Origin of the sequence: Georgenia sp. Z1344 (assembly GCF_049856295.1) — a bacterium.
Taxonomy (GTDB): Bacteria; Actinomycetota; Actinomycetes; order Actinomycetales; family Actinomycetaceae; genus JB111.
Genome location: NZ_JBNDMZ010000009.1, coordinates 167332 through 188421, shown reverse-complemented (window position 1 = coordinate 188421; position 21090 = coordinate 167332). Strand labels below are relative to the sequence as shown.

Below are 21090 nucleotides of genomic sequence, written 5' to 3'. Positions count from 1 at the left end.
CGTGCTGCTCACGGCAGGTCTGCCCTCGGCGGAACGGCCACCGGGTGGTCGCGTCTGCGCCCATGCCGGGCGCGCCGTTAGCCTGCACGCGTGATTGCACCAGGTGACCGCGCGTCCGACCCGCTCGACCCCACCACCGACCCCGCCGGCGGGGCGCCCACGGGCGCCGCACCCGCCGGCACCCCCACGGCGGGCATGCCGTCCACCGGCACGACCACGACGACGCCGAACGGCACCGCGTCCGGCGTCCCCGACGCCATGCGCGCCGACGTCCGCCTGCTCGGCAACATGCTCGGCCAGGTGCTCAAGGAGTCCGGGTCCGAGGGGCTGTACGACGACGTCGAGACGCTGCGCGAGCTCGTCATAGACGCGCGCCGGGCGAGCAGCGCCACGGACATCGCCCGCGCCGAGGAGGTCGTCGCCGGCTTCACGCCCGAGCGCGCCATCGAGGTGGCCCGGGCCTTCTCCTGCTACTTCCACCTCGCCAACCTCGCCGAGGAGCAGCAGCGCGTCCGCGTGCTGCGCGAGACCGAGGGCGGCGGCAGCCGCGGCTTCACGTCCCCCAGCTCGCTGCCGGGCGCCGTGCGCGCGCTCGCCGACGAGGTGGGCGAGGAGGAGGCCCGCCGCCGCCTCGGCGAGCTCCGCTTCCACCCCGTCTTCACGGCGCACCCGACCGAGGCGCGTCGCCGCGCGGTCACCCGGTCGATCCGCACGCTCGGCGAGCTCATCGACGCCCGCGACGACGACCGGCTCGGTCCGTTCGCCCTCGCCGAGATCGACCGCGAGCTCCTCGCCGCCGTCGACACGCTGTGGCGCACCGCCGAGCTGCGCCCCTACAGCCCCGGCCCGCTCGACGAGGTCCGCACCCTCATGCAGACCTTCGACAGCTCGCTCGTCGACGTCATCCCCGCCGTCTACCGGCGGCTCGACGACGCGCTGGACCCCGAGGGCGCCGGCATCGCCGAGCCCGTCGCGCCGGCGTTCGTCCGCCTCGGCAGCTGGATCGGTGGCGACCGGGACGGCAACCCCAACGTGGTCTCGCCCCTGACGATCGAGGCCTCGCGCATCATGTCCGAGCACGCGCTCGCCACCATCGGGGAGCGCACCCGGCACGTCGCCATGCACCTGACCGTCGCGGACTCCTTGGTCGCCCCGGCCGACGCGGTCTCGCGCCTGTGGCAGATGCAGCGCCAGCTGAGCCCGGCGCTCGCGGAGCAGGTCGCCTCGACCTCCCCGGGGGAGACCCACCGGCGCGTCCTGCTGTTCGTCGCCGGCCGCCTCGACGCCACGCGGGAGCGCGACGCCGACCTCGCCTACGCCGACCCGGAGGAGGCGCTCGACGACATCCGCACCGTCCGCGCCTCGCTCGCGGCCGCCGGCGCGCACCGGGCCGCGAACGGCGACATCGCCGACCTCGAGCGCCAGCTCGTCACCTTCGGCTTCCACGGCGCCGAGCTCGAGATGCGTCAGCACAGCAAGGTGCACCGCCAGGCGCTCGCGATCCTCGACGGGGAGGTGGACCCCGAGGAGCACCCGCCGGCCGTGCCGGTCGAGGAGGTGCTCGACACGATGCGGGCCGTCGCCCTCGTCCAGCGCCGGCTCGGCGAGGGGGCGGCGGGCCGCTACCTCGTCTCGTTCACCCAGTCGAGCGAGGACATCGCCAACGTCTACCGGCTCGCGCGGATCGCCGCGGGGGACGGACGCCACGCCCCGGTCATCGACGTCGTGCCCCTGTTCGAGACGTTCGAGGACCTGCGCAACGCGCCCCGGATCCTCACCGAGATGCTCGACATCCCGGACGTCCAGGAGCGGCTCGCCGCGAACGGGCGCCAGATCGAGGTCACGCTCGGCTACTCGGACTCCGCGAAGGACGTGGGGCCGGTGGCCGCCACGATCGCGCTCTACGACGCGCAGCGGCAGATCGCCGACTGGGCGAAGGAGCACGACATCGCGCTCACCCAGTTCCACGGGCGCGGCGGCGCGCTCGGCCGTGGCGGCGGCCCCGCCCACCGGGCCGTGCTCGCGCAGCCGCCGCACAGCGTCGACCTGCGGTTCAAGGTGACCGAGCAGGGCGAGGTCATCTCGGCGAGGTACTTCAACCAGGCCATCGGCATCCGGCACATCGAGTCCGTCGCCGCCGCCACGCTCATGGCCTCCGCACCGAGCGTGGAGCGGCGCAACGCCGAGGCGGCCGAGCGGTTCGCCGAGCTCGCCGAGCGGCTCACCACGACGTCCCGCGAGCGGTTCGACGCGCTCGTCGGCGCCGAGGGCTTCCCCGCCTGGTTCGCCCAGGTCACCCCGCAGGAGGAGGTCGGCCACCTCGCGATCGGCTCGCGGCCGGCCAAGCGCGGCCTGTCGGTCGAGTCGCTCGACGACCTGCGCGCCATCCCGTGGAACTTCGCCTGGTCGCAGGCCCGGACCAACCTGACCGGCTGGTTCGGCCTCGGGACGGCGCTCGCGGAGGTCGGCGACGTCGAGCTCCTGCGCTCCGCCTACGCGCAGTGGCCGCTGTTCGCCACGATGGTCGACAACATCGAGATGTCGCTGGCCAAGGCCGACGACCTCATCGCCGCCCGCTACCTCGCCCTCGGCGACCGCGAGGACCTGTCCGCCATGGTCCTCGAGGAGCTCGAGCTCACGCGCCGCTGGGTCCTCGAGGTCACGGGCCAGGACGAGCTGCTCCAGTCCCACCGGGTGCTCGGCCGCGCCGTGGCGCTGCGCAACCCGTACATCGACGCCCTCTCGCTCCTCCAGCTGCGGGCGCTGCGCGTGCTCCGTGGTGACGTGGACGAGGTGCCGGACGAGGTCCACCAGCTCCTCCTCATCACCCTCAAGGGAGCGGCCGCCGGCCTCCAGAACACGGGGTGACCCACCCCCCGACTCCTCGTCGAGACTGCGGTTGGTGCTCGCCGAGATTGCGGTTGGTGCACCTCGACGTCGGGCGGCTCCGATCGGTTGGTGCACCAACCGCAGTCTCGGAGAACGGATCCCGCGCGCGCTCACACGTGTCGACAGTGCGGTTCAGCGGCCTGAGCCGCACTCTCGACCAACGGCGGTGGAGGGGGGGCCGCCCGGGGTGCCGGACCGGACCGCCCACCTCGGCGCGCGCCGGTAGCCTCGACCCATGACCTCTGACTCGACGAGCACACCCGTGCCCCGCGCCGACGGCCGCGCGCCCGACCAGCTCCGCGACGTGCGGATCACCCGCGGCTGGCAGAAGGCGGGCGAGGGGTCGGTCCTCGTCGAGTTCGGCGACACCCGCGTGCTGTGCGTCGCGTCGTTCACGGCCGGCGTCCCGCGCTGGCGCAAGGACTCCGGCGAGGGCTGGGTGACCGCCGAGTACGCGATGCTCCCGCGCGCCACGAACGACCGCTCCCAGCGCGAGTCCGTGCGCGGGAAGATCGGCGGCCGCACGCACGAGATCAGCCGCCTCATCGGCCGGTCGCTGCGCGCCGTCGTCGACATGTCCGCGCTCGGCGAGAACTCGATCGTGCTCGACTGCGACGTCCTCCAGGCCGACGGCGGTACCCGCACCGCCGCCATCACCGGCGCCTACGTGGCGCTCGCCGACGCGATCACCTGGGGCCAGCGTGAGGGCCACGTCCGCAAGGGCGCCGGCGTGCTCAAGGACTCCGTCGCGGCGATCTCCGTGGGCGTCGTCGACGGGCGCCCCGTCCTCGACCTGCCCTACGTCGAGGACGTCGCCGCCGACACCGACATGAACGTCGTCGTCACCGGGGGCGGGAAGTTCATCGAGATCCAGGGCACCGCCGAGGGCGAGGCGTTCGACCGCGCCGAGCTCGACGCCCTCCTCGACCTCGCCCTCACCGGCACCGCCCGCCTCACCGAGCTCCAGCGCGAGGCTCTCGCCGGCGGGGCCGGCGCGTGACGAACCACCCGAGCCCGACGCCGGAGCCCGCCCCGGGCGGTCACGTCACCGGGCGTGACGGCACAGCCGGGCAGGTCCCGACGCCGGAGCCCGGCGCGGGCGCATCGATCCGTCCGCGGCTCGTGCTCGCCACCCACAACCCCGGCAAGCTCGCCGAGCTGCGCGAGATCCTCGCCCCGCTCGTCCCGGGCCTCGCGCCGGAGGAGGTCGTCACGGCCGGGGAGCTCGGCATCGACCCGCCGGTCGAGGACGGTGTGACGTTCGAGGCCAACGCGCTGCTCAAGGCGCGCGCGATCGCCACGGCCTCGGGCCTGCCCGCGGTGGCCGACGACTCCGGCCTCGCCGTCGACGTGCTCGGCGGATCGCCCGGTGTGTTCTCTGCACGCTGGTCCGGCCGGCACGGGGACGACGCCGCGAACAACGCGCTGCTGCTCGCCCAGCTCGCCGACGTGTCCGACGAGCATCGCGCGGCGCGGTTCGTGTGCGCGGCCGCGCTCGTGGTGCCCGGTGCTCCCGGCGCGACACCGGTCGAGGTCACGCGGTGCGGCGAGATGCCGGGGCGCCTGCTGCGCGAGGCGCGGGGGAGCGGCGGCTTCGGCTACGACCCGCTGTTCCTGCCCGACGGCGAGACGCGGTCCGCGGCCGAGCTCGCGCCCGCCGAGAAGCACGCGATCAGCCACCGGGGTGCGGCGTTCCGTGCCCTCGCCCCCGATGTTGTGCGCGTGCTCGACGCGCGCTGACTCCCGGTCCGGTCAGCTCCCGGTGCGACCCGCGCGTGCGGCCGCCTGTCGCGCGACGTCGGGCCGGTGGTGCGCCACCCATTCGCCGATCCGGTGGCGCGCCCACTGCTCGTCGAACTGGGACAGCGGGATCGCCGTTCTCGACTCACCGCTGTCCGGGTCGGTGCCGTAGCGCGCAGGGTCCTGGGCGTAGGTGCGCTCCGCCAGCGGACCGCCCGTGACCTCCGTGGTGCCGCGGCCCACCAGCCCCAGGCCCTCGCGGCGGAAGGCGCTGAACCCCTCCGTCGGAGCGCCGCCTCCGAGCGGGGTGATCGTCGGGATCACCTCGGCCGCCCGGACGTCGTCCCACGCCATCCGCCGGACGGAGGAGTCACCGACGTACTCGAGGCCGTCGGGGGACAGGGTGAGTGACAGGCCGGCCGCGGAGTCGCGGGCTGCCCGCCGGCCCAGCCAGGCGATGAGCGCGGTCGACACGGCGGCGGCACCCAGTGCGACGAGCACCGACCACGGGATCCCCGCGAGCGCGAAGAGGGGCCAGTAGACCAGGGCGGTCGCGACGAGCAGGCCGGCGATCCGCGCGGGCGTGCGCGTGATCGTCTCGGCCGCGTGTCGGGAACTGGTGCCGGCGACGAACTGCTCGGTGGTCACGAAGTCGTCATCCATCCGGGCTCCTTCATCGCTTGACTGGCATCTGGATCAGGGTGCGCGCGCCGCACGAGAAACGTACCGAGCACCGGCCCAATCAGGTCCGTCGACGCTACCTGCTCCCCGGCCGCGCCGGCGGGGGCTCTGCGGTTGCGTCCAGGATCGCGAGGGGGGGAGGACTCCCCGGCAACGGGGTCACGATTCGTGCTCGATCTCGGTAAAGATCGACGTCCATGACGAGACACCCGACGGCGAGGACCGGCACCACAGCATGAACACCACGAACAGCGGGCACTTCGAGGGCGGGGATTCGCAGGACGCAGTGCTGCTCGTCGTCGATGACGACGCTCGCACGGTCGGCATCGAGCTCGCCGCGGACTGGCCGGAGATCGTCGTAGAGAGGGACCTCGGTCTCCATCTGGTGGAGGCGTATCGCGCGGCGGTCGCCGCGCGCGACACGAGCCAGATGGACCAGGTTGATCTGGACGGGTTGCTCGCCAGGTTGCGGACACTGACCGAGATGACGCCTGAACAGCTCCGGGAGCACCTGGGAACTGCCGCGACCGACGCCTCCTGGCGTTCGTCGAGCGGGTCGGGGAACGACGATCTGCTCGATCCCGAGTTCCGTGCCACCCATGCCGAGCGGCTCCGCGAGATCCACAGTGAGACCGACGAGGTGACGTCGCCGGACGGTCTTCTCACGCTGCAAGGCATCGCAGGGCAGCCGACCGGACTGACGATCGCGCGCGGCTGGTCGACCCGGTACGAGGTCGACACACAGGCCGTACAGCTCTTCGCGTTGCTCGAGGAGCTGGCTCGGCGACATGACGAGCGTCTCGCCCAGCTCGACCTCGAGTTCCCGGGCCTGGCAGACCGCCAGCAGGCCACGATCGACCGTGGGCTCGACCTGGTACGGAGCATCCCGCTGACAGAGGACGACGAAGGACGGAGACAGACCGATGGCTGATATCGAGATCACCTACAGCGTCGTGCGTTCGGTGGCAACGACCTGGAACACGACGCTCGCCGACGAGTACACGAGCCTCAAGGGCCGGGCGGAGTCGTTCACGGTCGACAGCTCCTCCTGGAGCGGCGGGGTCGGCGGCGTCTACGACTCCATCCGTACGACGATGGCTGCGATCGCCGGTGGAGGTAGCGACGAGATGGAACTGATGGCGGGGGCCCTGACGGCCGCGTGCAACCACTACGAGGAGACGGACGAGGAGTCCGAGTACGAGTTCGATACTCGCACCTGACCTCCGCCTCTGGGTATGGACCACCACGACGACTCACCGACGACGAACTGAGAAGAGGACGATATGTCGAGCGCCGAGTTCCTGAGGTCCGAGCTACGCCGAGTCTCGGGCGAGCTGCGTGATGCCGAGGGCGGCCTGCGCAACTTTCCGAACCAGGTCCCGCCGGTGGTCAGCAGTGCGGTCAGTGGCCCCGCGAACGATCTTGCTGACGGCTGCGCGAACGCGGCCGGCGACGCCGATCGCGTCGAGCTGAACGTCCGGGACGACGCCGCGGTGCAGCAGGCGAAGGATGACTGGATCGCGTGGGCGGAGTCCGTGCTCGAGACCATCACGGACTTCCAGACCACCGAGGTCGGACCGCAGCACTGGTCGGCGGACGGTGCCACCGCCTACGCCAACGCCCGCACGCCGCAGAGCGACGCGATGACGTTCATCGAGCAGCACGCCCGCGACATCGCACGTGAGCTGGAGATCTACGGCGAAGCCATCGACGACTTCCGTAACTCGGGCCTGCTGTGGGTCGGGGAGATCGTCCTGCTGCTCGCGTCGATCGTCGCGATCCTCGCCACCCCCGTCACATTCGGGGTCTCGGGGGTCCTCGGCATCATCGGGCTCGTCGGCTCCCTCGTGATGATGGGCTTCACGATCGCCAACCTCATCGAGCTCGCCAACCAGCTGAAGGACACGACGCCGTTCGACGAGCTGCTTGCCACCATCTCCTCGACCCCGTCCCTCCGTTCGGGTGAGTGGCCCTACGCACTCAAGGCGCAGGACTGACGAGCGGAAGCTGCTTCCTCACGGTCGGGTGCGGTCGGAACCGGGTCGAGTCGCAAGCCGGACGACCAGCACCACGAGCCGCCAACCGAGGAAGCCGGCGGCGAACAGGCCGGCAGCCACGAGCACGAACGTCCATGCGGTCCCGCCGCCGGTGAGTGCGCGCAGTGCCATGCCGATCCCGAGGGTGCCGAGCCAGACGAGCACCCCGGTGGGCCACAGCGAGGTCGGGGCACGCCACAGCCGACCCGCCACCCACGTGATCGCGAGCGCGGCGAGGAACGGCCACGCAATGCGAGCCAGGTCCCCGGCGCCCCGCTCGTGGGCGTCCGCACCGCCGAGTGTGAAGGCCGCGACCACTGCCACGTCGAGGAGGAGCGCCCACCACACGACGCCACGACGCCGCGCGACCGGTGTCACGCCGTCGGGTCGGGTGGGCGAGGCTCCGGTCCCCGTACGACCGACGTCGTCGTGACGAGCGGGACGGTCCCCGACCCGCTCCCCGCCTCTCGTCACGGCAGGCGGCCGAGGTGCGCGAGCGCGCGGCGCACGAGGTCGGCGTGCCCCTCGGACATGTCGCCGGTGATCTCCGGGGTCACGACCTCGCGCGGGGTGAACCAGCTGAGCTCGAGGGTGTCGTTGGACGGGCTGCAGTCGCCGGCGACGGGCACGATGTAGGCCAGCGACACCGCGTGCTGGCGCGGGTCGAGGTAGTGCTCGCCGGGCGTGGGGAAGTACTGGCCGATCGCGTACGGCACCGGGGAGACCGGGAGCTGGGGGAGCGCGAGCGGGCCGAGGTCCTTGTCGAGGTGGCGCACGAGCGCCTGGCGCACCGTCTCCTGGAACAGGACGCGGCCGGAGACGAGCTCGCGGGTGATGGTCCCCTCGGGCCGCGCGCGCAGGAGGAGGCCGACCGCCTCGAGGGTGCCGTTCTCGCCGACCCGCACGGGGACGACGTCGACGTAGAGCATCGGCACCTTGCGGCGGACGAGCTCGAGCTCCTCCTCGGACAGCCAGGGACCCATGTCGTCGGACGCGATGTCGCTCACCCGTCGTTTCTACCCCGGCGGCGTGCGTCGGCGCGACTCCGCCGCGGCCGGGGAACGCACGACCTCGCCGGGACCTGTGCACGAGTCGGGACTCGTTCGGGCGCGGTCGCTAGGCCGACAGGCATGGCACGCGACACTGCAGGGTTGATCCGCGACGCGCTCGCGCTCGACGTGGACCAGCGCGCAGTCGTCGCGCGCGCCCTCATCGAGAGCCTCGAAGACGCGTCCGGCGTGGGTGAGAGCGAAGAAGAGTGGCGTGACGAGGCTGTTCGGCGGCTGGCCGAGGTCAGGGCCGGCACGGTGGAGGCGGTGGAGGCGTTGCATGCTGACGAGCACCATGCGCGTCTACGTGCCTCGCTTACTGCATGACCCTGGACCAGCGGGAACCGCAAGGTGCGCGAGGCGGGACTCGAACCCGCACGCCCGAAGGCACCAGGACCTAAACCTGGCGCGGCTGCCAGTTACGCCACTCGCGCTCGCGGGCACGGCCCGCGAAGGACGAGCCTACGTCGTCGTCGGCCGACGATCACCACGTCGACCGACGACGAACACCCCGGTGCTGAACGCGCCTACGCTGCCGCGGCGAGCCCCAGCTCGCGCGCGAGGAGTGCCATGTGCCCCTTGGCCCGCACGTTGTACCGCACCCAGCTCACGACGCCGTCCGGGTCAAGGACCGCGGTCGAGCGGATGAGCCCCTCGTAGGTGCGCCCGTAGTTCTTCTTCTCGCCCCACGTGCCCCATGCCTCGGAGACGGCGTGGTCCTCGTCGGAGAGCAGGTCGAACGGGATCGCGTCCTGCTCGACGGCGCGGGCGAGCCGCTCGACGGGGTCGGGCGAGATGCCGACGAGCGCGTACCCGGCGTCGGTGAAGACGTCGTACCGGTCGCGGGCGTCGCACGTCTGCTGCCGGCACGCCGGGGTCAGGGCCTGCGGGTAGAAGTAGACGATGAGTCCGGTGCGGCCCTCGGCGAGGAGCTCGTCGAGCGTGCGGACGGCGCCGGTGTGCGCGGGCAGCGAGAAACCGGGCGCGGCGCTCCCGATCGCGAGCCGCGCCCCTGCGGGGGCAGTCACGCGCCGAGGACCTCGCGCAGGCGCGCGACGTGGCCGTTGGGGTCCACGCCGTACTCGACGTGGGTCAGGCGCATCTCGGGGTCGACGACGAAGGTCGAGCGCTTGTTGCCCGTCTGGACGCCGAACGGGGTCTCGTGCGTGCCCCACGTGCCGTACGCGTCGCCGACCGCGTGGTCCTCGTCCGACGCGAAGGGGAAGGTCACGTGGTTGTCCGCCGCGAACGACTCGAGGTCGGCGACGGGGTCCGCGGAGATGCCGACCAGGGAGTAGCCGGCGGCGGCGAGGGCCGCCTCGTTGTCCCGGAAGTCGCACGCCTCGGTCGTGCAGCCGGGCGTTGCGGCCTTCGGGTAGAAGTAGACGATCGCGCCCTTGCCCGAGCCGACGAGCTCGGACAGGACGACCCGCGAACCGTCGTGCGCGGGGAGGTCGAAGTCGGGCGCCTGGTCACCGGCGGAGAGAGAAGTCATGCGCCCATCGTGGCATCACCCGCCCCGTCCGCGCCGGTGCGACCGAGGAAGAGACACGACGACGAGACCCGCGATCACGACCGCCGCCAGCAGCGCGCCGGCGCCCGCGGGCGAGGCGGCGAACAGAGGGAGGACGGCGGGTGCGGCGGCGCCGGCCGCGAACTGGGCCGACTGCGTGACCGAGGTCGCGCCGGCCTCGTTGGTGGGTGTCGAGGCGATCGCGAGGCTCGTGCACAGGATCCGCACGCACGAGGCGGTCGCCCCGCACAGCGCGACGGCGAGCACGAGCAGCCACAGTGCGGGGGAGACCTGGACGGCGAACGTGGCCGAGGCGAGGACGGCCGCCGCCACGGCGCCCATGGCGAGCATCCCGAACCGGTCCGCCCAGGCGCCGGCGAGCCGCGCCGTCGCGAACCCCGCCACCCCGAAGGCGACGACGACGAGCCCGCGCTGCGCCGGTGGCAGGCCGAACCTGTCGGTGGCGATGAGGGCGGCCGAGAGCACGACGAAGTTGGCGGCGAGCTGGGCGGTGGCCGCCATCACCGTCACGGAGCCGAGCCGAGGGTTGAGCAGGGCGCCCCAGGCGGCGGGTGCGGTGGGCACACGTGTGGGCCGGCCCGACGGGGTGAGCAGCGCGAGGACCACGGCGGCAAGTGCGGTGGCGACGAAGGCGATCCGCCAGTCGTGGCCGGCCGCGAGGCCCCCGGCGAGCGGTGACAGCGCCTGACCGGCTGCCTGTGCGGCGGCGAACCCGCCCAGCGCTCGCCCGACCCGGCCCCGGTCGGTCGCGGCCACGATGAGCGTGATGAGCACGGGTGTGAGGAAGGCGTTGGCCGCGCCCTGGACCGCGCGGGCGCCGAGGAACAGCGGGAGCGTGGGGACCAGGGCGCACGCCACCGAGGACGCCGCGTAGGAGGCGTAGCCCACGCGGACGACCGTGGCCCGGTCCCACCGGTCGGCCAGGGTGCCGGACACCAGGAGCAGGAGCGCGAAAGGGCCGAGGTACCAGGTGATCGACTGCGAGGCCCCGTGGACGGTGGTGCCGAGCCCCTCGGCGAGCTCGGGCAGCATCGTCGAGACCATCCCGCCGCCGAACGGACCCATGAACCCGCCCACGTAGAGCACCCACAGACGCCGGGGAGCGGTCGGGGGCGGCGTCGTCACCGCGCCAGGGTAGGCCGCGCGAAACGCGGACGCCTGCCGGCCGTCGGTCGTGAGAAGCGGCCTCCGTCTGGGCATCTCGATGCGGACGTCCCCGCTATCGTCAGGGATGGGGGCGCGCAATGCTGCGACGGGCCCCGAACTGCGGGTCGGCCGCGCCGCGGTACGACCGACATCGAGACCGAGCTCTCCGCGGCGCTCGGGGAGGCACAGAGGTGGGACATGGTGTCTGATCCGGTGGGCCGCGGTCCCTCGACCCGCACGGCTCGACGTCGAGCCCTCGTCCTGGTCGCCGGCGCCACGCTGCTGACCGCCGCGTGCCAGGGCGGCGGCGACGGCGGGTTGAGGGCGGGTGACGACTTCTCCGTCGTCGCCGCGATCGGTGAGATCCCGGCCGAGGTGGCGGAGGGCGCCGTCTACGTCAGCACGGCGGATCTCGACTCCGCCTGCGAGGCGAACGGGTGCACGCGTCCGGAGGACGCGGACGACGAGGAGGCCGTCCGGGACTGGATGAGTGCGCTGACCGGGGGGCCGGCCGCGCCCGACGGCCCCGTGCACGTCGATCTGCCCGACTCCTTGGGCGGCCGCACGGGAACGATGGCCGACTTCCGCGATCAGGTGGGCTGGTCGCTCGTCGACGTCGACTCGTACGTGTCGTTCGCGGTGCCTCCGTCCTCCTTCACCGTCGTCACCGGTCCCGAAGCGCTGAGCGACGAGCTCGTCGAGGTCGACGACCGCGTGCTCTCGACCAGCGACGCCGAGGACGGGTGGGTGGACCCGTCGTCGGCGTCGGCGATCGACAGCCTGGGTCGCCCCGTGCGTCTCACGCAGGACGAGGACCGGACCGCGCTCTCGCTCTCCACGGCCTCGGTGGCCGCGTGGCGTGCAGGGCCCGAGGCCACGCTCGCCGACGACGAGTCGCTCCTCGCCGTCGCCGGCGCGATGGACGACGCGGGGGTGGTCTCCTCGGTGCTCGCCCGGGACGACTTCACGGTGCCCGACGACGCGGTGGGTCCCGGGGCCGCGCGCCTGCCTCCCTTCGAGACCGTCGCCGTCGGCTGGAGCGGCGGTGACGACGCCGCGATCACCGTCGCCTACGGGACCGGTGCCGGCCAGGACGCCGAGCAGCTCGCCACCGCGCTGCAGGACATGTTCGACGAGGACGTGACGTCGGCGTCCGCGACGTCGGTGGGCCGCCCGCTGAGCGACGTCCTTGTCCTGGACGACGTCACGGTCGGGGACTCGCTCGTGACGGCCACCGTGCGACCCGCGGCCGAGGGGCGCCCCGGGACGGTCATGGAGATGCTGCACGTGCGCGACCTGCTGTTCAGTCACCGGTAGCCGCTGTCCCGGCCCCGACGGGTTGCCAGTCGGCGCCGCTGTGCGTGACCTCACGGCGTGCGGACGGGCCGCGGACTGGGAGGACGCGCCTCCGAGCGGTAGAGTGATTCCTCGGTTCACACGGGCCGGTCGCGCGCAGCGCGAGCCCCTCGGACCGCGCACCGCTAGCTCAACGGCAGAGCAGCTGACTCTTAATCAGCGGGTTCTGGGTTCGAATCCCAGGCGGTGTACAGCAGGAAGGCCCCGGCCGCGGACATCCGCGACCGGGGCCTTCGTCGTGCCGCTCGCCCGCCGTCGCCGTGCGCGTCCGGCGGCCTCCGAGTAGCGTCGTGTCACGAGGGCGTAACGGCGCACGGGGGAGCCCCGCGGAAGCGGGTTCCCGATGCGGGCGGCGAGCGCCCACACCCCAAGGAGGCACGCCATGAGTCACCACGGCAAGCATGTCGCCGATCCGCACGAGGGCGGCGACGAGGGCGAGGTCGGGTACAGCCCGAGCGAGTACCAGCACCGTCCGGACAACCCGGACCAGCCGGACAACCCGCAGGCCGAGCACACGGACCGTTCCGCCTACAAGCACGACGGGTCGGACGGCGGGGGCGGCGCCGGCCGCACCCACGACGGCGGCGTCCTCGGTGGCGCCGGTGTCGAGGGCGACGCGGGCGGGACCCTGCGCCCGGACGGCACGGACCGGCCCGACGCCTGACACCCCTGCACGTAGCTGAACAGTCCACCCGTACGACACATTCGAACGAGGGAGAAGCATGATCAGCATCAACGATGTCGGTGGCATCCTCGCCGCGAAGACGCCCGTCCACGGAAGCGACGGCAAGATCGGCACGGTGGGGCAGGTCTTCCTGGACGACTCCAGCAACGACCCCACCTGGATGACCGTCAACACCGGGCTGTTCGGCACCAAGGAGACGTTCGTCCCGCTCGACGGGGCGACCTACGAGAACGACGAGATCGTCGTGCCGTTCACGAAGGACGCGGTCAAGGACGCGCCGCGCCTGGACGTGGACGAGAACCTCACTCCCCAGCAGGAGAGCGAGCTCTTCGAACACTACGGACTGCAGGACCGCTACGCGGGCTGGGACCAGCAGCCCGGGGTCGCCGGCGACGCGCGCCAGGACGGGACCGCCCCCGTGGCGGACCAGCAGGGAGCACCCGTCGCCGGTGCCGGCCATGCCGGTGCCCCGGCCGAGGGGGGCGTGGCGGGCCCGACCTTCCGCGACGACCGTCCGGACTCCGCACGCCCGGACGCCCCCACCGCGGACGGTCGGCCCGTCCAGGCCGACTCCGACCTCGCGGCACCGGCTGCCGCTGCCGCCGGTGGCGCCGCCGCGGGTGGCGCGCTCGCCGGCCCGCCGCACGTCGGCCCGGGCCGGGTGTCCGAGGACGGCGCCCCTGCCGGTGCCCACGACGAGCGTCCCGTCCAGGCCGGAGCGCCCGTCGGCGACGCGCGCCTCGGCGACACGCCGGTCCAGCCGCGCGCCGGTGAGCACGGCGGTCCCGCGGGGGCTCCCGCCGCACCCCACGAGCAGGGGCATGCTGGAGCGGGCGAGGTCGACCGTCCGCCGCACGAGCGTGAGCACGGCGTCCCGGGCGAGGCTCCGGTCCCGCCGCACGAGCGTGAGCACGGCGGTCCGGGTGAGGCTCCGGTCCCGCCGCACGAGCGTGAGCACGGCGGTCCGGCCGGTGGTCCACCGGTCCCGCCGCACGAGCGTGAGCACGGCGTCCCGGGCGAGGCTCCGGTCCCGCCGCACGCGCAGGGTGGGGCCGCCGACCAGGCGGGCCAGCCGACGGGTCGGATGCGGCTGCGCCGCTACACGGTGACGGAGACCTTCGCCGAGGACGGCACCCCCGTCACGAGCGAGGACATCCACATCGAGCGCGACCCTGCGGGCCCCGACGCGGGTGCGGACGGGGACGCGGGGCGGCACGCCCGACCCTGACCCATCCTCCACCGGCCGGGAGCCGAGCCGCCTGACCCCCGGGTCGGCGGCCGGCCCCGGCCGGTGCCGTGTCCGCCGCGCGCGCCGTCAGGTGCGAGCGGTCAGCGCTTCTTTCGTCCCATCCGACGACCGGACTTGCGCATCGTGCTGCGCCGCTTGCCACCGCTGGAGCGGGAGCGACGCCGCGAGGACCCGGAGCCGAACCGTCCGCCGGAGCTCCGCCGGCTGGAACGACTCGACCTGAAGCTACCGCCGAAGCTGCCGCGACCGGACCCGCCGGAGCGTCCCGACCTGCGGGACCGGCCCGATCCCCAGCCGCTCCGGCGGTCACGACGGTCGTATCCGCCGTCGTACCCGCTGTGGCCCCTGCGCACGCGCGAGACCCCGCGGGCGATGTTGATGATCGCGAGGATGACGATGAGGATGATGACCCAGGTCATCGCTGCTCTCCCTTCGCACGGGAGCGGAGGTACTGTTCCTCGAGGCTGAGGCCCGCGCCGAACCCGGAGGGTGATCCGGCGTCGTCGGTCGGACCGTGGACCGCCGTCACTTCGGGCGCGGTCGGCTGCCGGCGACGCAGCTCGAGCATGCGGATCTCGTGCTCCCGCCGCCGCTGCGCCTCGCGGTGCGCCATGACGCGCTGAACGATCTTGACGACGATCGACAGCACCATCAGCGCAGGCACCACGTAGAACATCCACGGCACGCCCCCGGGAAAGGCGCCCGGGAAGCCCGCAGTGGCGGGGCCGACAAGGGCGGTGGTCGTCGTCATGGCGACAGCGTGCCACCGAAGAGCTGCCGCAGGAGGGGCTCCACCCGGGGAGTTCAAGCCATCGCCCGGACGGTTCAGCGCCGCATGACCTTCCGCGCCAGCCAGTTGCCGAAGAACTGCACGCCCTGGACGAGGATGACGATCACGATGACGGTGATGATCGTGAGGATCCAGTCGAAGCGCTGGTAGCCGTACGTGAGCGCGAAAGCGCCGAGCCCGCCGCCGGAGATCATCCCGGCGAGCGCGGACATGTCGACGATCGCCACGAAGATGAACGTGTACCCGAGGATGAGCGGTCCCAGCGCCTCGGGGATGACGACCGTGCGGATGATCCGCCACGGCGACGCGCCCATGGCGCGGGCCGCCTCGATGAGCCCGGGGTCGAGCGCCACGAGGTTCTGCTCGACGATGCGCCCGGTCGCGAAGGACGCCATGACCGCGGCGGGGACGATGAACGCCTCGGTCCCGATCCGCGACCCGACGATCTGGATCGTCACCGGTCCCATGACGGTGAGGAAGATGATGAACGGGATCGGCCGCACGAAGTTGGTCAGGACGTTGAGGAACCCGAAGACCCACCTGTTGGCGAGGACGCCGCCGCGCCGGGTGGCGTACAGCAGCGTCCCGAGGATCAGCCCGAGGACGCCGCCGATGAGCAGCGTGGTCCCGACGATCTGCAGCGTGACGAGGAAGGCCTCGAGGAAGACGTCCCAGTTGTTCGCCCAGTCGAACTTCATCGCTGCGCCTCCTCGTCGATGGTCGGTCCATGTGCGGACACGGGAGGCGCGGGGGGTTCGCCGTCGGGCTCGGGGACGTGGATCGTGACCTCCGCGACGTCGTACAGGGCGCCGACGAGCGCCTCGATCGCGGCGTCGGTCCCGGTGAGCGCGAACGTGAGCGATCCGAGCGGGCGGTTGCCGACGTCGGTGATACCGCCGTACACGAGCGCCGCCCGCACCTGTGGGTGCTCGCCGAGCGTCTCCGCGATGAGGGCGGACGAGCCACGCTCCTCGCGCACCGCCACGGTGGTGAGTACCGCGCCCGGGTGGGTCTCGCGCAGGGCGCGCAGCGTGTCGGTCCGGGGCTGGTCGCGCAGCGAGGTCGCGACGAAGCGCCGCGTCGTCTCGTGCTGCGGGTCCGCGAACACGTCGTAGACGGCGCCGGTCTCGACGATCTCGCCGTGCTCCATCACGGCCACCCGGTCGCAGAGGTGCTTGACGATGTCCATCTCGTGGGTGATGAGGACGATGGTGAGGCCGAGCTCGTCGTTGATCCGCCGCAGCAGGGCGAGGACCTCGCGCGTGGTCTCGGGGTCGAGCGCGGACGTGCACTCGTCGGCCAGCAGGATCCGCGGGCTCGGCGCGAGGGCGCGGGCGATGCCGACGCGCTGCTTCTGGCCGCCCGAGAGCTGGTCGGGGTAGGCGCGCTCCTTGTCGGCGAGGCCGACGAAGTCGAGCAGCTCCTTGACGCGGGCGGTGCGGCGCTCCTTCGACCAGCCGGCGAGGCGCAGCGGGTAGGCGATGTTCTCGGCCACGGACTTGCTGTTGAAGAGGTTGAACTGCTGGAAGATCATCCCGATCTCGGGGCGCACCGGCCGGATCTGCCTCTCCCGGAGCCCGGAGATCTCCCGGTCGAGCACGCGGACGCGGCCCGACGTGACCGGTTCGAGGCCGTTGACGAGGCGGACGAGCGTCGACTTCCCGGCGCCGGACCAGCCGATGACGCCGAAGATCTCACCCGCCTCGACGTCGAGGCTCACGTCGCGTACGGCGCGCACCTCCCCGGCCTTGCCGGAGTAGGTCTTCGACACGCCGTCGAAGGAGATGACTGTGCTCATGCGGGGTGCCCCTCACGGTGGCGGCGGAGCGCGACCGTGAGGGGTCGCGCTCCGCCGGTGACGGTTCGTCGGTCGTCCGGTCCCGGTCAGCCCTCGGCGAGGGAGGCCTCGACCTCGGCGAGGATCTCCTGCAGCTCGGCCGGGTCCTGGTCCGCGATCGAGGCGGTGCCGCCCGAGGCCTCCTGGAGCGCGTCGACGACCTCCTGCTCGTGGAAGATCTCGACGAGGCGGGCGTAGGTCTCGTTGTCCGCCTGGTCGGCGGGGGCGGCGAAGACGTTGATGTACGGGCGCGCACCCTCGGACTCGGCGGAGTCCTCGAAGATCGCGTCGGCGGGCGTGAGTCCGGCGTCGGCGACGAAGTCGTTGTTGACGACCGACGCGGCGACGGAGTCAAGCGCAACGACGGTCTGGGTGGCGTCCATCGGGGCGACGGTCACGCGCGAGGCGCCCTCGTCGACATCCGTGGGGTCGGGCACCACGCCGGCGTCCTCGTTGAGCGTAACGAGTCCGGCCTCCTCGAGGACGAACAGGGCGCGCGCCTGGTTGGTCACGTCGTTCGGGATGGCGATCTCGGAGCCGTCCGGGATCGACTCGACGTCGGTGAACTCGGTCGAGTACACGCCCAGCGGGTAGACGGCGGTGGCCCCGATCGGGGTGAGGTCGTCACCGGTGTCGGCGTTGTGCTGCGCGAGGTAGAGCAGGTGCTGGAACTGGTTGAGCTCGAGGTCGCCGTCCGCGAGCGCGGGGTTCGGCTGCGTGTACTCGGAGAAGTCCCCGATCTGGATGTAGATCCCCTCCTCCTCGGCGAGCTCGGTGAAGATGTCCCACTGCGGGTCGGCCGCGCCGACCACGCCGATGCGGATGGGGGAGTCGGCCGAGGCGCCGCGCTCCTCACCGTCGGCCGGCTCGTCGGACGAGCAGGCGGCGAGGGCGAGGGGGAGGGCGGCGGCGAGCGCGAGGAGCGTGCCTGCGCGGCGGGTGCGACGAGTGGTCATGGTGATCCCTGTTCGTGCGGAGAGGCCGGGGGGTGCCCGGGAGAACGAGGAGCACTCTGCATCGCGCCGCCGCGCCGGACGGGGCCGCATCGGGCTGTCTCACATGCTGACCAGGGCGTCGTGAGCCACGGCACGGACGGGCCCGCCGCGGCTCCCGGTGGCGTCGGGCAGCCCCGGTGCGGTGTCGCAGGTAGATTGCGGTTCATGTCGACGACGCCTGTAGTCACCCTTGCCACGTGGTCCGGAGCGCCGGAGCTGAGCGACGACGAGCGAGGACTGCCCGACGCGCTGCGTGCCCGCGGCATCGACGTGCGCGTGAAGGTGTGGGACGACCCCACCGTCGACTGGCAGGACGCGGGGCTCGTGGTGGTCCGTGGCGTGCGCGACTACGCCCAGAAGCTCGACCAGTTCCGCACGTGGACGAACTCGTTGCGCCGGGTGCTCAACCACCCCGACGTCATGGAGTGGAACACCGACAAGCACTATCTGCTCGAGCTCGAGAAGCGCGGCATGCCGATCATCCCCACCGTCTGGCTCGAGCCCGACCACGGCTACAACAAGCACCAGATCCACACGCGCATGCCGGCCTTCGGCGACTTCGTCGTCAAGCCCGCGGTGTCCTCGGGCGGGCGCGGCACGGGGCGGTACACCTCGACGGACGCGGCCTCGCGCCAGGAGGCGATCCTCCACGCCGAGCGTCAGCTGAAGAAGGGGCGCACCGTCATGGTCCAGCGCTACCTCGACCAGATCGACCGCGAGGGCGAGATCTCGCTCATCTACTTCAACGGCCTCTCCGAGCACATGGTCGTCAAGGAGCCGATGCTCCACCCCTCATTCCGTTCGGTCGACGACGTCCACGAGGAGGTCGTCTCCTCCCGGGAGGCCTCGGAGGAGGAGTGGCGCTGGGGCGAGCAGATCCGCAAGTCCATCCATGGCTACATCAAGGACCGGCTCGGCCGCGACGAGCAGCTGCTGTTCTGCCGTGTCGACCTCGTGCGCGACGGCAAGGGCGGCTTCTACGTCATGGAGATCTCGCTCATCGACGGCTCGCTGTACCTCGGCGCCGTGGACGACGGCCTCGAGGCGTTCGCGGACGCGATCGCGGTGCGCGCCTTCTGGTGACGCCGCCGGTGTGACGGAGGGGCCGGGTCCGCAGCGTGGCGGACCCGGCCCCTCGTTTCGTGCCGTTCCCGGTCGGTGACCGGGGTGGTGCGGTCAGTAGCAGCCGCAGCCCTGGCCACCGCAGCAGCCGCCGCCGGTGGCGGAGACGTCGGTGAGCCGGAAGGTCGTGGCGGTGTCCGAGCCGGTGGCGCGGGCGGTGTCCTCGGTCGCGTGCGTGCTCATGGGCACTCCCCTCTCGTCGCGTCGGGCCGCCGGGGATCGACGGCCGTCGGTGTCGACCCTACCCCCATATCGATGCCTGTCGATCCGTTCTATGCTGATCTCATGACGACACACCCCGACCTCGGCCTCGTGGCGGTCTCCCGCGAGCCGTCGGCGGACGGGTGCTGCGCCCCGGACGCTCCGGCGATGACGGAGTCGACCGCCGCGGAGGTCGCCGCTGTCGCGAAGGCGCTGGCCGATCCCGTCCGCGCCCGCCTCTACGCCCACATCGCTGCGACACCGGGCGCGCGGGTGTGCTCGTGCCACATGCCGGAGCAGCTCGGGGTGGGCCAGTCGACGCTCTCCCACCATCTCGGCCGGCTCGTCGCCGCCGGGCTCGTCGACCGCTCGCAGGCCGGTCGATGGGCGTACTACACGGCGCGGACCGTCCCGCTCGCCGAGGCGATCGTCGCGGCGGCCACACCTCCGACGACGTCGCCGCGCGACTGAGCGGACCGGACCTATCGTGGGGCGATGACCGGTCAGCGACCCGTCTGGGAGTTCGTCCACGCACCGCCGCGGTCCGTGCCCGGCGCCGTCACCGCTGTCGGCTACCGCGCCCACGGTGCTCCCGAGACCGTGCACCGTGGACTTCCGTCCGCCGGTCTCACCTTCATCATCGCCCTCGACGACGGGGTCCGCGCCGCCGCCTCGTCCGAGGAGCTGGCCGCGACCCGGCCGACGCGGATCCTCCTCGGCGGGCTGCACCGCACCGCGAGCCTTGTGGACCAGCGCAGCGACCAGGCGGGCGTCCAGCTGGCCCTGCACCCCCTTGCCGCCCGCTCCGTCCTCGGCGTGCCGGCGGCCGAGCTGAGCGTCACCGACTTCGACGGCACCTCTCTCGTGGGCGCGTGGGGCGACGAGCTCGCCGGTCGGGCGGCGGAGGCGAACGGCTGGCGGGAGGTCTTCGCCCACCTCGTCGGCGCCCTGGCCCGCCGGTACGACGATCGGGCGGCCGTCCGGCCGGAGCTCGCCCACGCGTGGCACCTGCTTCAGCGCACGGGCGGGCGGATCCCGGTGCGCCGGCTCGCGGGCGAGGTCGGGCTCTCGGAGCGGCACCTCTCGACCCTCTTCCGGCGCGAGATCGGTGCCGGCCCGAAGGCGGTCGGCGGGCTCATGCGGTTCGAGCGCGTGGTCGCTGCGATCTCCGCGCAGGTCCGTGAGGGTGGCACCGACCTCGCCCGAGCGGCAGCCGAGACCGGGTACGCCGACCAGGCCCACCTCACCCGGGAGTTCACGCGCCACGCGGGGATCCCGCCGACGGCCTGGATCGACGAGGAGCGCCGAAACATTCAAGCCGGCGGGCACGGCGGAACGGCAGCATCGGACCATGAGCGACAACGAGCAGGCCACCACGACCACCACCGACCCGGCCGTCTGGACCACGCTCCAGGCACGTGACGCGAAGGCCCTCATCGACTTCTTCGTCGACGCCCTCGGCTTCGTGTCGACAGCGACCTACGACGACGGCGACGTCGTCCACCACGCCGAGCTCCGCCGACCCGGCACCGCCGGCGGCATCATGCTCGGCACGTACGACGCCGACAAGCCGTGGGGGCGCGAGCCCGGCTCGGGGACGGCCTACGTGGTCGTCCCCGACGTCGACGCGCTGTACGAGCGCGCCACCGCCCAGGGCGCCACGATCATGCGTCCGCTCGACGACACGGACTACGGGAGCCGCGAGTTCGGCGTCGACGACCTCGAGGGCAACAGCTGGACGTTCGGCACCTACCCCGGGGCCCCGCTTCCCGAGTGACGT

26 protein-coding genes and 2 tRNA genes are annotated in these 21090 nt (G+C 72.7%); 15 read left to right on the top strand and 13 right to left on the bottom strand.

The window, feature by feature from the left end; genetic code table 11:
- Positions 1 to 195 precede the first annotated feature (195 nt).
- The 3 genes from ACPYO6_RS11650 (at position 196) to rdgB (ending at position 4629) form a co-directional block, all read left to right on the top strand.
- Positions 196 to 2868, top strand: coding sequence for a phosphoenolpyruvate carboxylase (locus ACPYO6_RS11650; RefSeq protein ID WP_425715058.1), 2673 nt, complete (start codon positions 196 to 198; stop codon positions 2866 to 2868).
- A 256-nt stretch (positions 2869 to 3124) separates the two neighbouring features.
- Positions 3125 to 3889, top strand: a complete 765-nt coding sequence (rph, locus tag ACPYO6_RS11645; protein ID WP_425715038.1) for a ribonuclease PH — start codon at positions 3125 to 3127, stop codon at positions 3887 to 3889.
- Between the two features lie 107 nt (positions 3890 to 3996).
- Positions 3997 to 4629 carry an RdgB/HAM1 family non-canonical purine NTP pyrophosphatase gene (gene rdgB / locus ACPYO6_RS11640; protein ID WP_425715056.1) on the top strand — a complete coding sequence of 211 codons (633 nt, stop codon included), beginning with the start codon at positions 3997 to 3999 and terminating at the stop codon, positions 4627 to 4629.
- 12 nt (positions 4630 to 4641) lie between these two features.
- Here rdgB and ACPYO6_RS11635 read toward each other — a convergent pair whose 3' ends face one another.
- On the bottom strand, positions 4642 to 5292 hold the full coding sequence (locus ACPYO6_RS11635) for a hypothetical protein (protein WP_425715037.1): 651 nt from the start codon (positions 5290 to 5292) through the stop codon (positions 4642 to 4644).
- A 253-nt stretch (positions 5293 to 5545) separates the two neighbouring features.
- Here ACPYO6_RS11635 and ACPYO6_RS11630 point away from each other — a divergent pair, with 253 nt between their 5' ends.
- From ACPYO6_RS11630 to ACPYO6_RS11620, 3 genes are all read left to right on the top strand, one after another.
- Complete coding sequence (locus tag ACPYO6_RS11630; RefSeq protein ID WP_425715036.1) at positions 5546 to 6241, top strand: hypothetical protein; 696 nt, start codon at positions 5546 to 5548, stop codon at positions 6239 to 6241.
- Entirely contained in the window at positions 6234 to 6530 is a 297-nt protein-coding gene (locus ACPYO6_RS11625; protein ID WP_425715035.1) for a hypothetical protein, read from the top strand. Before ACPYO6_RS11630 ends, ACPYO6_RS11625 begins: the two co-directional genes overlap by 8 nt.
- 63 nt (positions 6531 to 6593) lie before the next feature.
- Positions 6594 to 7307 (top strand): hypothetical protein, encoded by a 714-nt coding sequence (locus tag ACPYO6_RS11620; protein WP_425715034.1) that lies wholly within the window; start codon positions 6594 to 6596, stop codon positions 7305 to 7307.
- Between the two features lie 18 nt (positions 7308 to 7325).
- Here the strand turns inward: ACPYO6_RS11620 and ACPYO6_RS11615 are convergent, their stop codons facing one another.
- Both ACPYO6_RS11615 and ACPYO6_RS11610 read right to left on the bottom strand, forming a co-directional pair.
- The gene (locus ACPYO6_RS11615; protein WP_425715033.1) at positions 7326 to 7724 is read right to left on the bottom strand and encodes a DUF3054 domain-containing protein; all 399 of its coding nucleotides are present in this window, start codon (positions 7722 to 7724) and stop codon (positions 7326 to 7328) included.
- Positions 7725 to 7816: 92 nt separating this feature from the next.
- Positions 7817 to 8353, bottom strand: coding sequence for a DUF4916 domain-containing protein (locus ACPYO6_RS11610; protein WP_425715032.1), 537 nt, complete (start codon positions 8351 to 8353; stop codon positions 7817 to 7819).
- Positions 8354 to 8476: 123 nt separating this feature from the next.
- Here ACPYO6_RS11610 and ACPYO6_RS11605 point away from each other — a divergent pair, with 123 nt between their 5' ends.
- The gene (locus ACPYO6_RS11605; protein WP_425715031.1) at positions 8477 to 8722 is read left to right on the top strand and encodes an addiction module protein; all 246 of its coding nucleotides are present in this window, start codon (positions 8477 to 8479) and stop codon (positions 8720 to 8722) included.
- A 25-nt stretch (positions 8723 to 8747) separates the two neighbouring features.
- On the opposite strand, the gene ACPYO6_RS11600 is transcribed toward ACPYO6_RS11605, so the two are convergent.
- From ACPYO6_RS11600 to ACPYO6_RS11585, 4 genes are all read right to left on the bottom strand, one after another.
- Positions 8748 to 8829 (bottom strand) — tRNA-Leu (locus tag ACPYO6_RS11600).
- 93 nt (positions 8830 to 8922) lie between these two features.
- On the bottom strand, positions 8923 to 9423 hold the full coding sequence (locus ACPYO6_RS11595) for a peroxiredoxin (protein ID WP_425715030.1): 501 nt from the start codon (positions 9421 to 9423) through the stop codon (positions 8923 to 8925).
- Positions 9420 to 9890 (bottom strand): peroxiredoxin, encoded by a 471-nt coding sequence (locus ACPYO6_RS11590; RefSeq protein WP_425715029.1) that lies wholly within the window; start codon positions 9888 to 9890, stop codon positions 9420 to 9422. Before ACPYO6_RS11590 ends, ACPYO6_RS11595 begins: the two co-directional genes overlap by 4 nt.
- A gap of 15 nt (positions 9891 to 9905) precedes the next feature.
- Positions 9906 to 11054, bottom strand: a complete 1149-nt coding sequence (locus ACPYO6_RS11585; RefSeq protein WP_425715028.1) for an MFS transporter — start codon at positions 11052 to 11054, stop codon at positions 9906 to 9908.
- Positions 11055 to 11273: 219 nt separating this feature from the next.
- On the opposite strand from ACPYO6_RS11585, the gene ACPYO6_RS11580 reads away from it, so the two are divergent.
- From ACPYO6_RS11580 to ACPYO6_RS11565, 4 genes are all read left to right on the top strand, one after another.
- A complete protein-coding gene (locus ACPYO6_RS11580) occupies positions 11274 to 12392 on the top strand; it encodes a hypothetical protein (protein ID WP_425715027.1) in 1119 nt (372 codons plus the stop codon).
- 158 nt (positions 12393 to 12550) lie between these two features.
- Positions 12551 to 12622 (top strand) — tRNA-Lys (locus ACPYO6_RS11575).
- A gap of 191 nt (positions 12623 to 12813) precedes the next feature.
- Entirely contained in the window at positions 12814 to 13095 is a 282-nt protein-coding gene (locus tag ACPYO6_RS11570) for a hypothetical protein (protein ID WP_425715026.1), read from the top strand.
- Positions 13096 to 13153: 58 nt separating this feature from the next.
- On the top strand, positions 13154 to 14344 hold the full coding sequence (locus ACPYO6_RS11565; RefSeq protein ID WP_425715025.1) for a PRC-barrel domain-containing protein: 1191 nt from the start codon (positions 13154 to 13156) through the stop codon (positions 14342 to 14344).
- A 101-nt stretch (positions 14345 to 14445) separates the two neighbouring features.
- Here ACPYO6_RS11565 and ACPYO6_RS11560 read toward each other — a convergent pair whose 3' ends face one another.
- The 5 genes from ACPYO6_RS11560 to ACPYO6_RS11540 all read right to left on the bottom strand — a co-directional run bounded on the left by ACPYO6_RS11560 (position 14446) and on the right by ACPYO6_RS11540 (position 17948).
- The gene (locus tag ACPYO6_RS11560; protein WP_425715024.1) at positions 14446 to 14784 is read right to left on the bottom strand and encodes a hypothetical protein; all 339 of its coding nucleotides are present in this window, start codon (positions 14782 to 14784) and stop codon (positions 14446 to 14448) included.
- The gene (locus tag ACPYO6_RS11555) at positions 14781 to 15116 is read right to left on the bottom strand and encodes a hypothetical protein (RefSeq protein ID WP_425715023.1); all 336 of its coding nucleotides are present in this window, start codon (positions 15114 to 15116) and stop codon (positions 14781 to 14783) included. Before ACPYO6_RS11555 ends, ACPYO6_RS11560 begins: the two co-directional genes overlap by 4 nt.
- Before the next feature lie 74 nt (positions 15117 to 15190).
- Complete coding sequence (locus tag ACPYO6_RS11550; RefSeq protein WP_425715022.1) at positions 15191 to 15853, bottom strand: methionine ABC transporter permease; 663 nt, start codon at positions 15851 to 15853, stop codon at positions 15191 to 15193.
- Positions 15850 to 16953, bottom strand: coding sequence for a methionine ABC transporter ATP-binding protein (locus tag ACPYO6_RS11545; protein ID WP_425715021.1), 1104 nt, complete (start codon positions 16951 to 16953; stop codon positions 15850 to 15852). The genes ACPYO6_RS11550 and ACPYO6_RS11545 overlap by 4 nt, the downstream gene beginning before the upstream one ends.
- Positions 16954 to 17039: 86 nt before the next feature.
- Positions 17040 to 17948 carry a MetQ/NlpA family ABC transporter substrate-binding protein gene (locus ACPYO6_RS11540; RefSeq protein ID WP_425715020.1) on the bottom strand — a complete coding sequence of 303 codons (909 nt, stop codon included), beginning with the start codon at positions 17946 to 17948 and terminating at the stop codon, positions 17040 to 17042.
- A gap of 204 nt (positions 17949 to 18152) precedes the next feature.
- Between ACPYO6_RS11540 and ACPYO6_RS11535 the strand changes: the two genes are divergently transcribed.
- Entirely contained in the window at positions 18153 to 19070 is a 918-nt protein-coding gene (locus ACPYO6_RS11535; protein ID WP_425715018.1) for an ATP-grasp domain-containing protein, read from the top strand.
- 93 nt (positions 19071 to 19163) lie between these two features.
- On the opposite strand, the gene ACPYO6_RS11530 is transcribed toward ACPYO6_RS11535, so the two are convergent.
- The gene (locus tag ACPYO6_RS11530; protein ID WP_425715017.1) at positions 19164 to 19292 is read right to left on the bottom strand and encodes a hypothetical protein; all 129 of its coding nucleotides are present in this window, start codon (positions 19290 to 19292) and stop codon (positions 19164 to 19166) included.
- A gap of 102 nt (positions 19293 to 19394) precedes the next feature.
- On the opposite strand from ACPYO6_RS11530, the gene ACPYO6_RS11525 reads away from it, so the two are divergent.
- From ACPYO6_RS11525 to ACPYO6_RS11515, 3 genes are read left to right on the top strand one after another with little or no spacing between them, the layout of a single operon-like run.
- Positions 19395 to 19781: an ArsR/SmtB family transcription factor gene (locus tag ACPYO6_RS11525; RefSeq protein ID WP_425715016.1), complete on the top strand. Its 387-nt coding sequence runs from the start codon at positions 19395 to 19397 to the stop codon at positions 19779 to 19781.
- Between the two features lie 24 nt (positions 19782 to 19805).
- Positions 19806 to 20732, top strand: a complete 927-nt coding sequence (locus tag ACPYO6_RS11520; protein ID WP_425715015.1) for a helix-turn-helix domain-containing protein — start codon at positions 19806 to 19808, stop codon at positions 20730 to 20732.
- Positions 20662 to 21087, top strand: coding sequence for a VOC family protein (locus ACPYO6_RS11515; protein WP_425715013.1), 426 nt, complete (start codon positions 20662 to 20664; stop codon positions 21085 to 21087). The genes ACPYO6_RS11520 and ACPYO6_RS11515 overlap by 71 nt, the downstream gene beginning before the upstream one ends.
- The last annotated feature ends 3 nt before the right edge of the window (positions 21088 to 21090 follow it).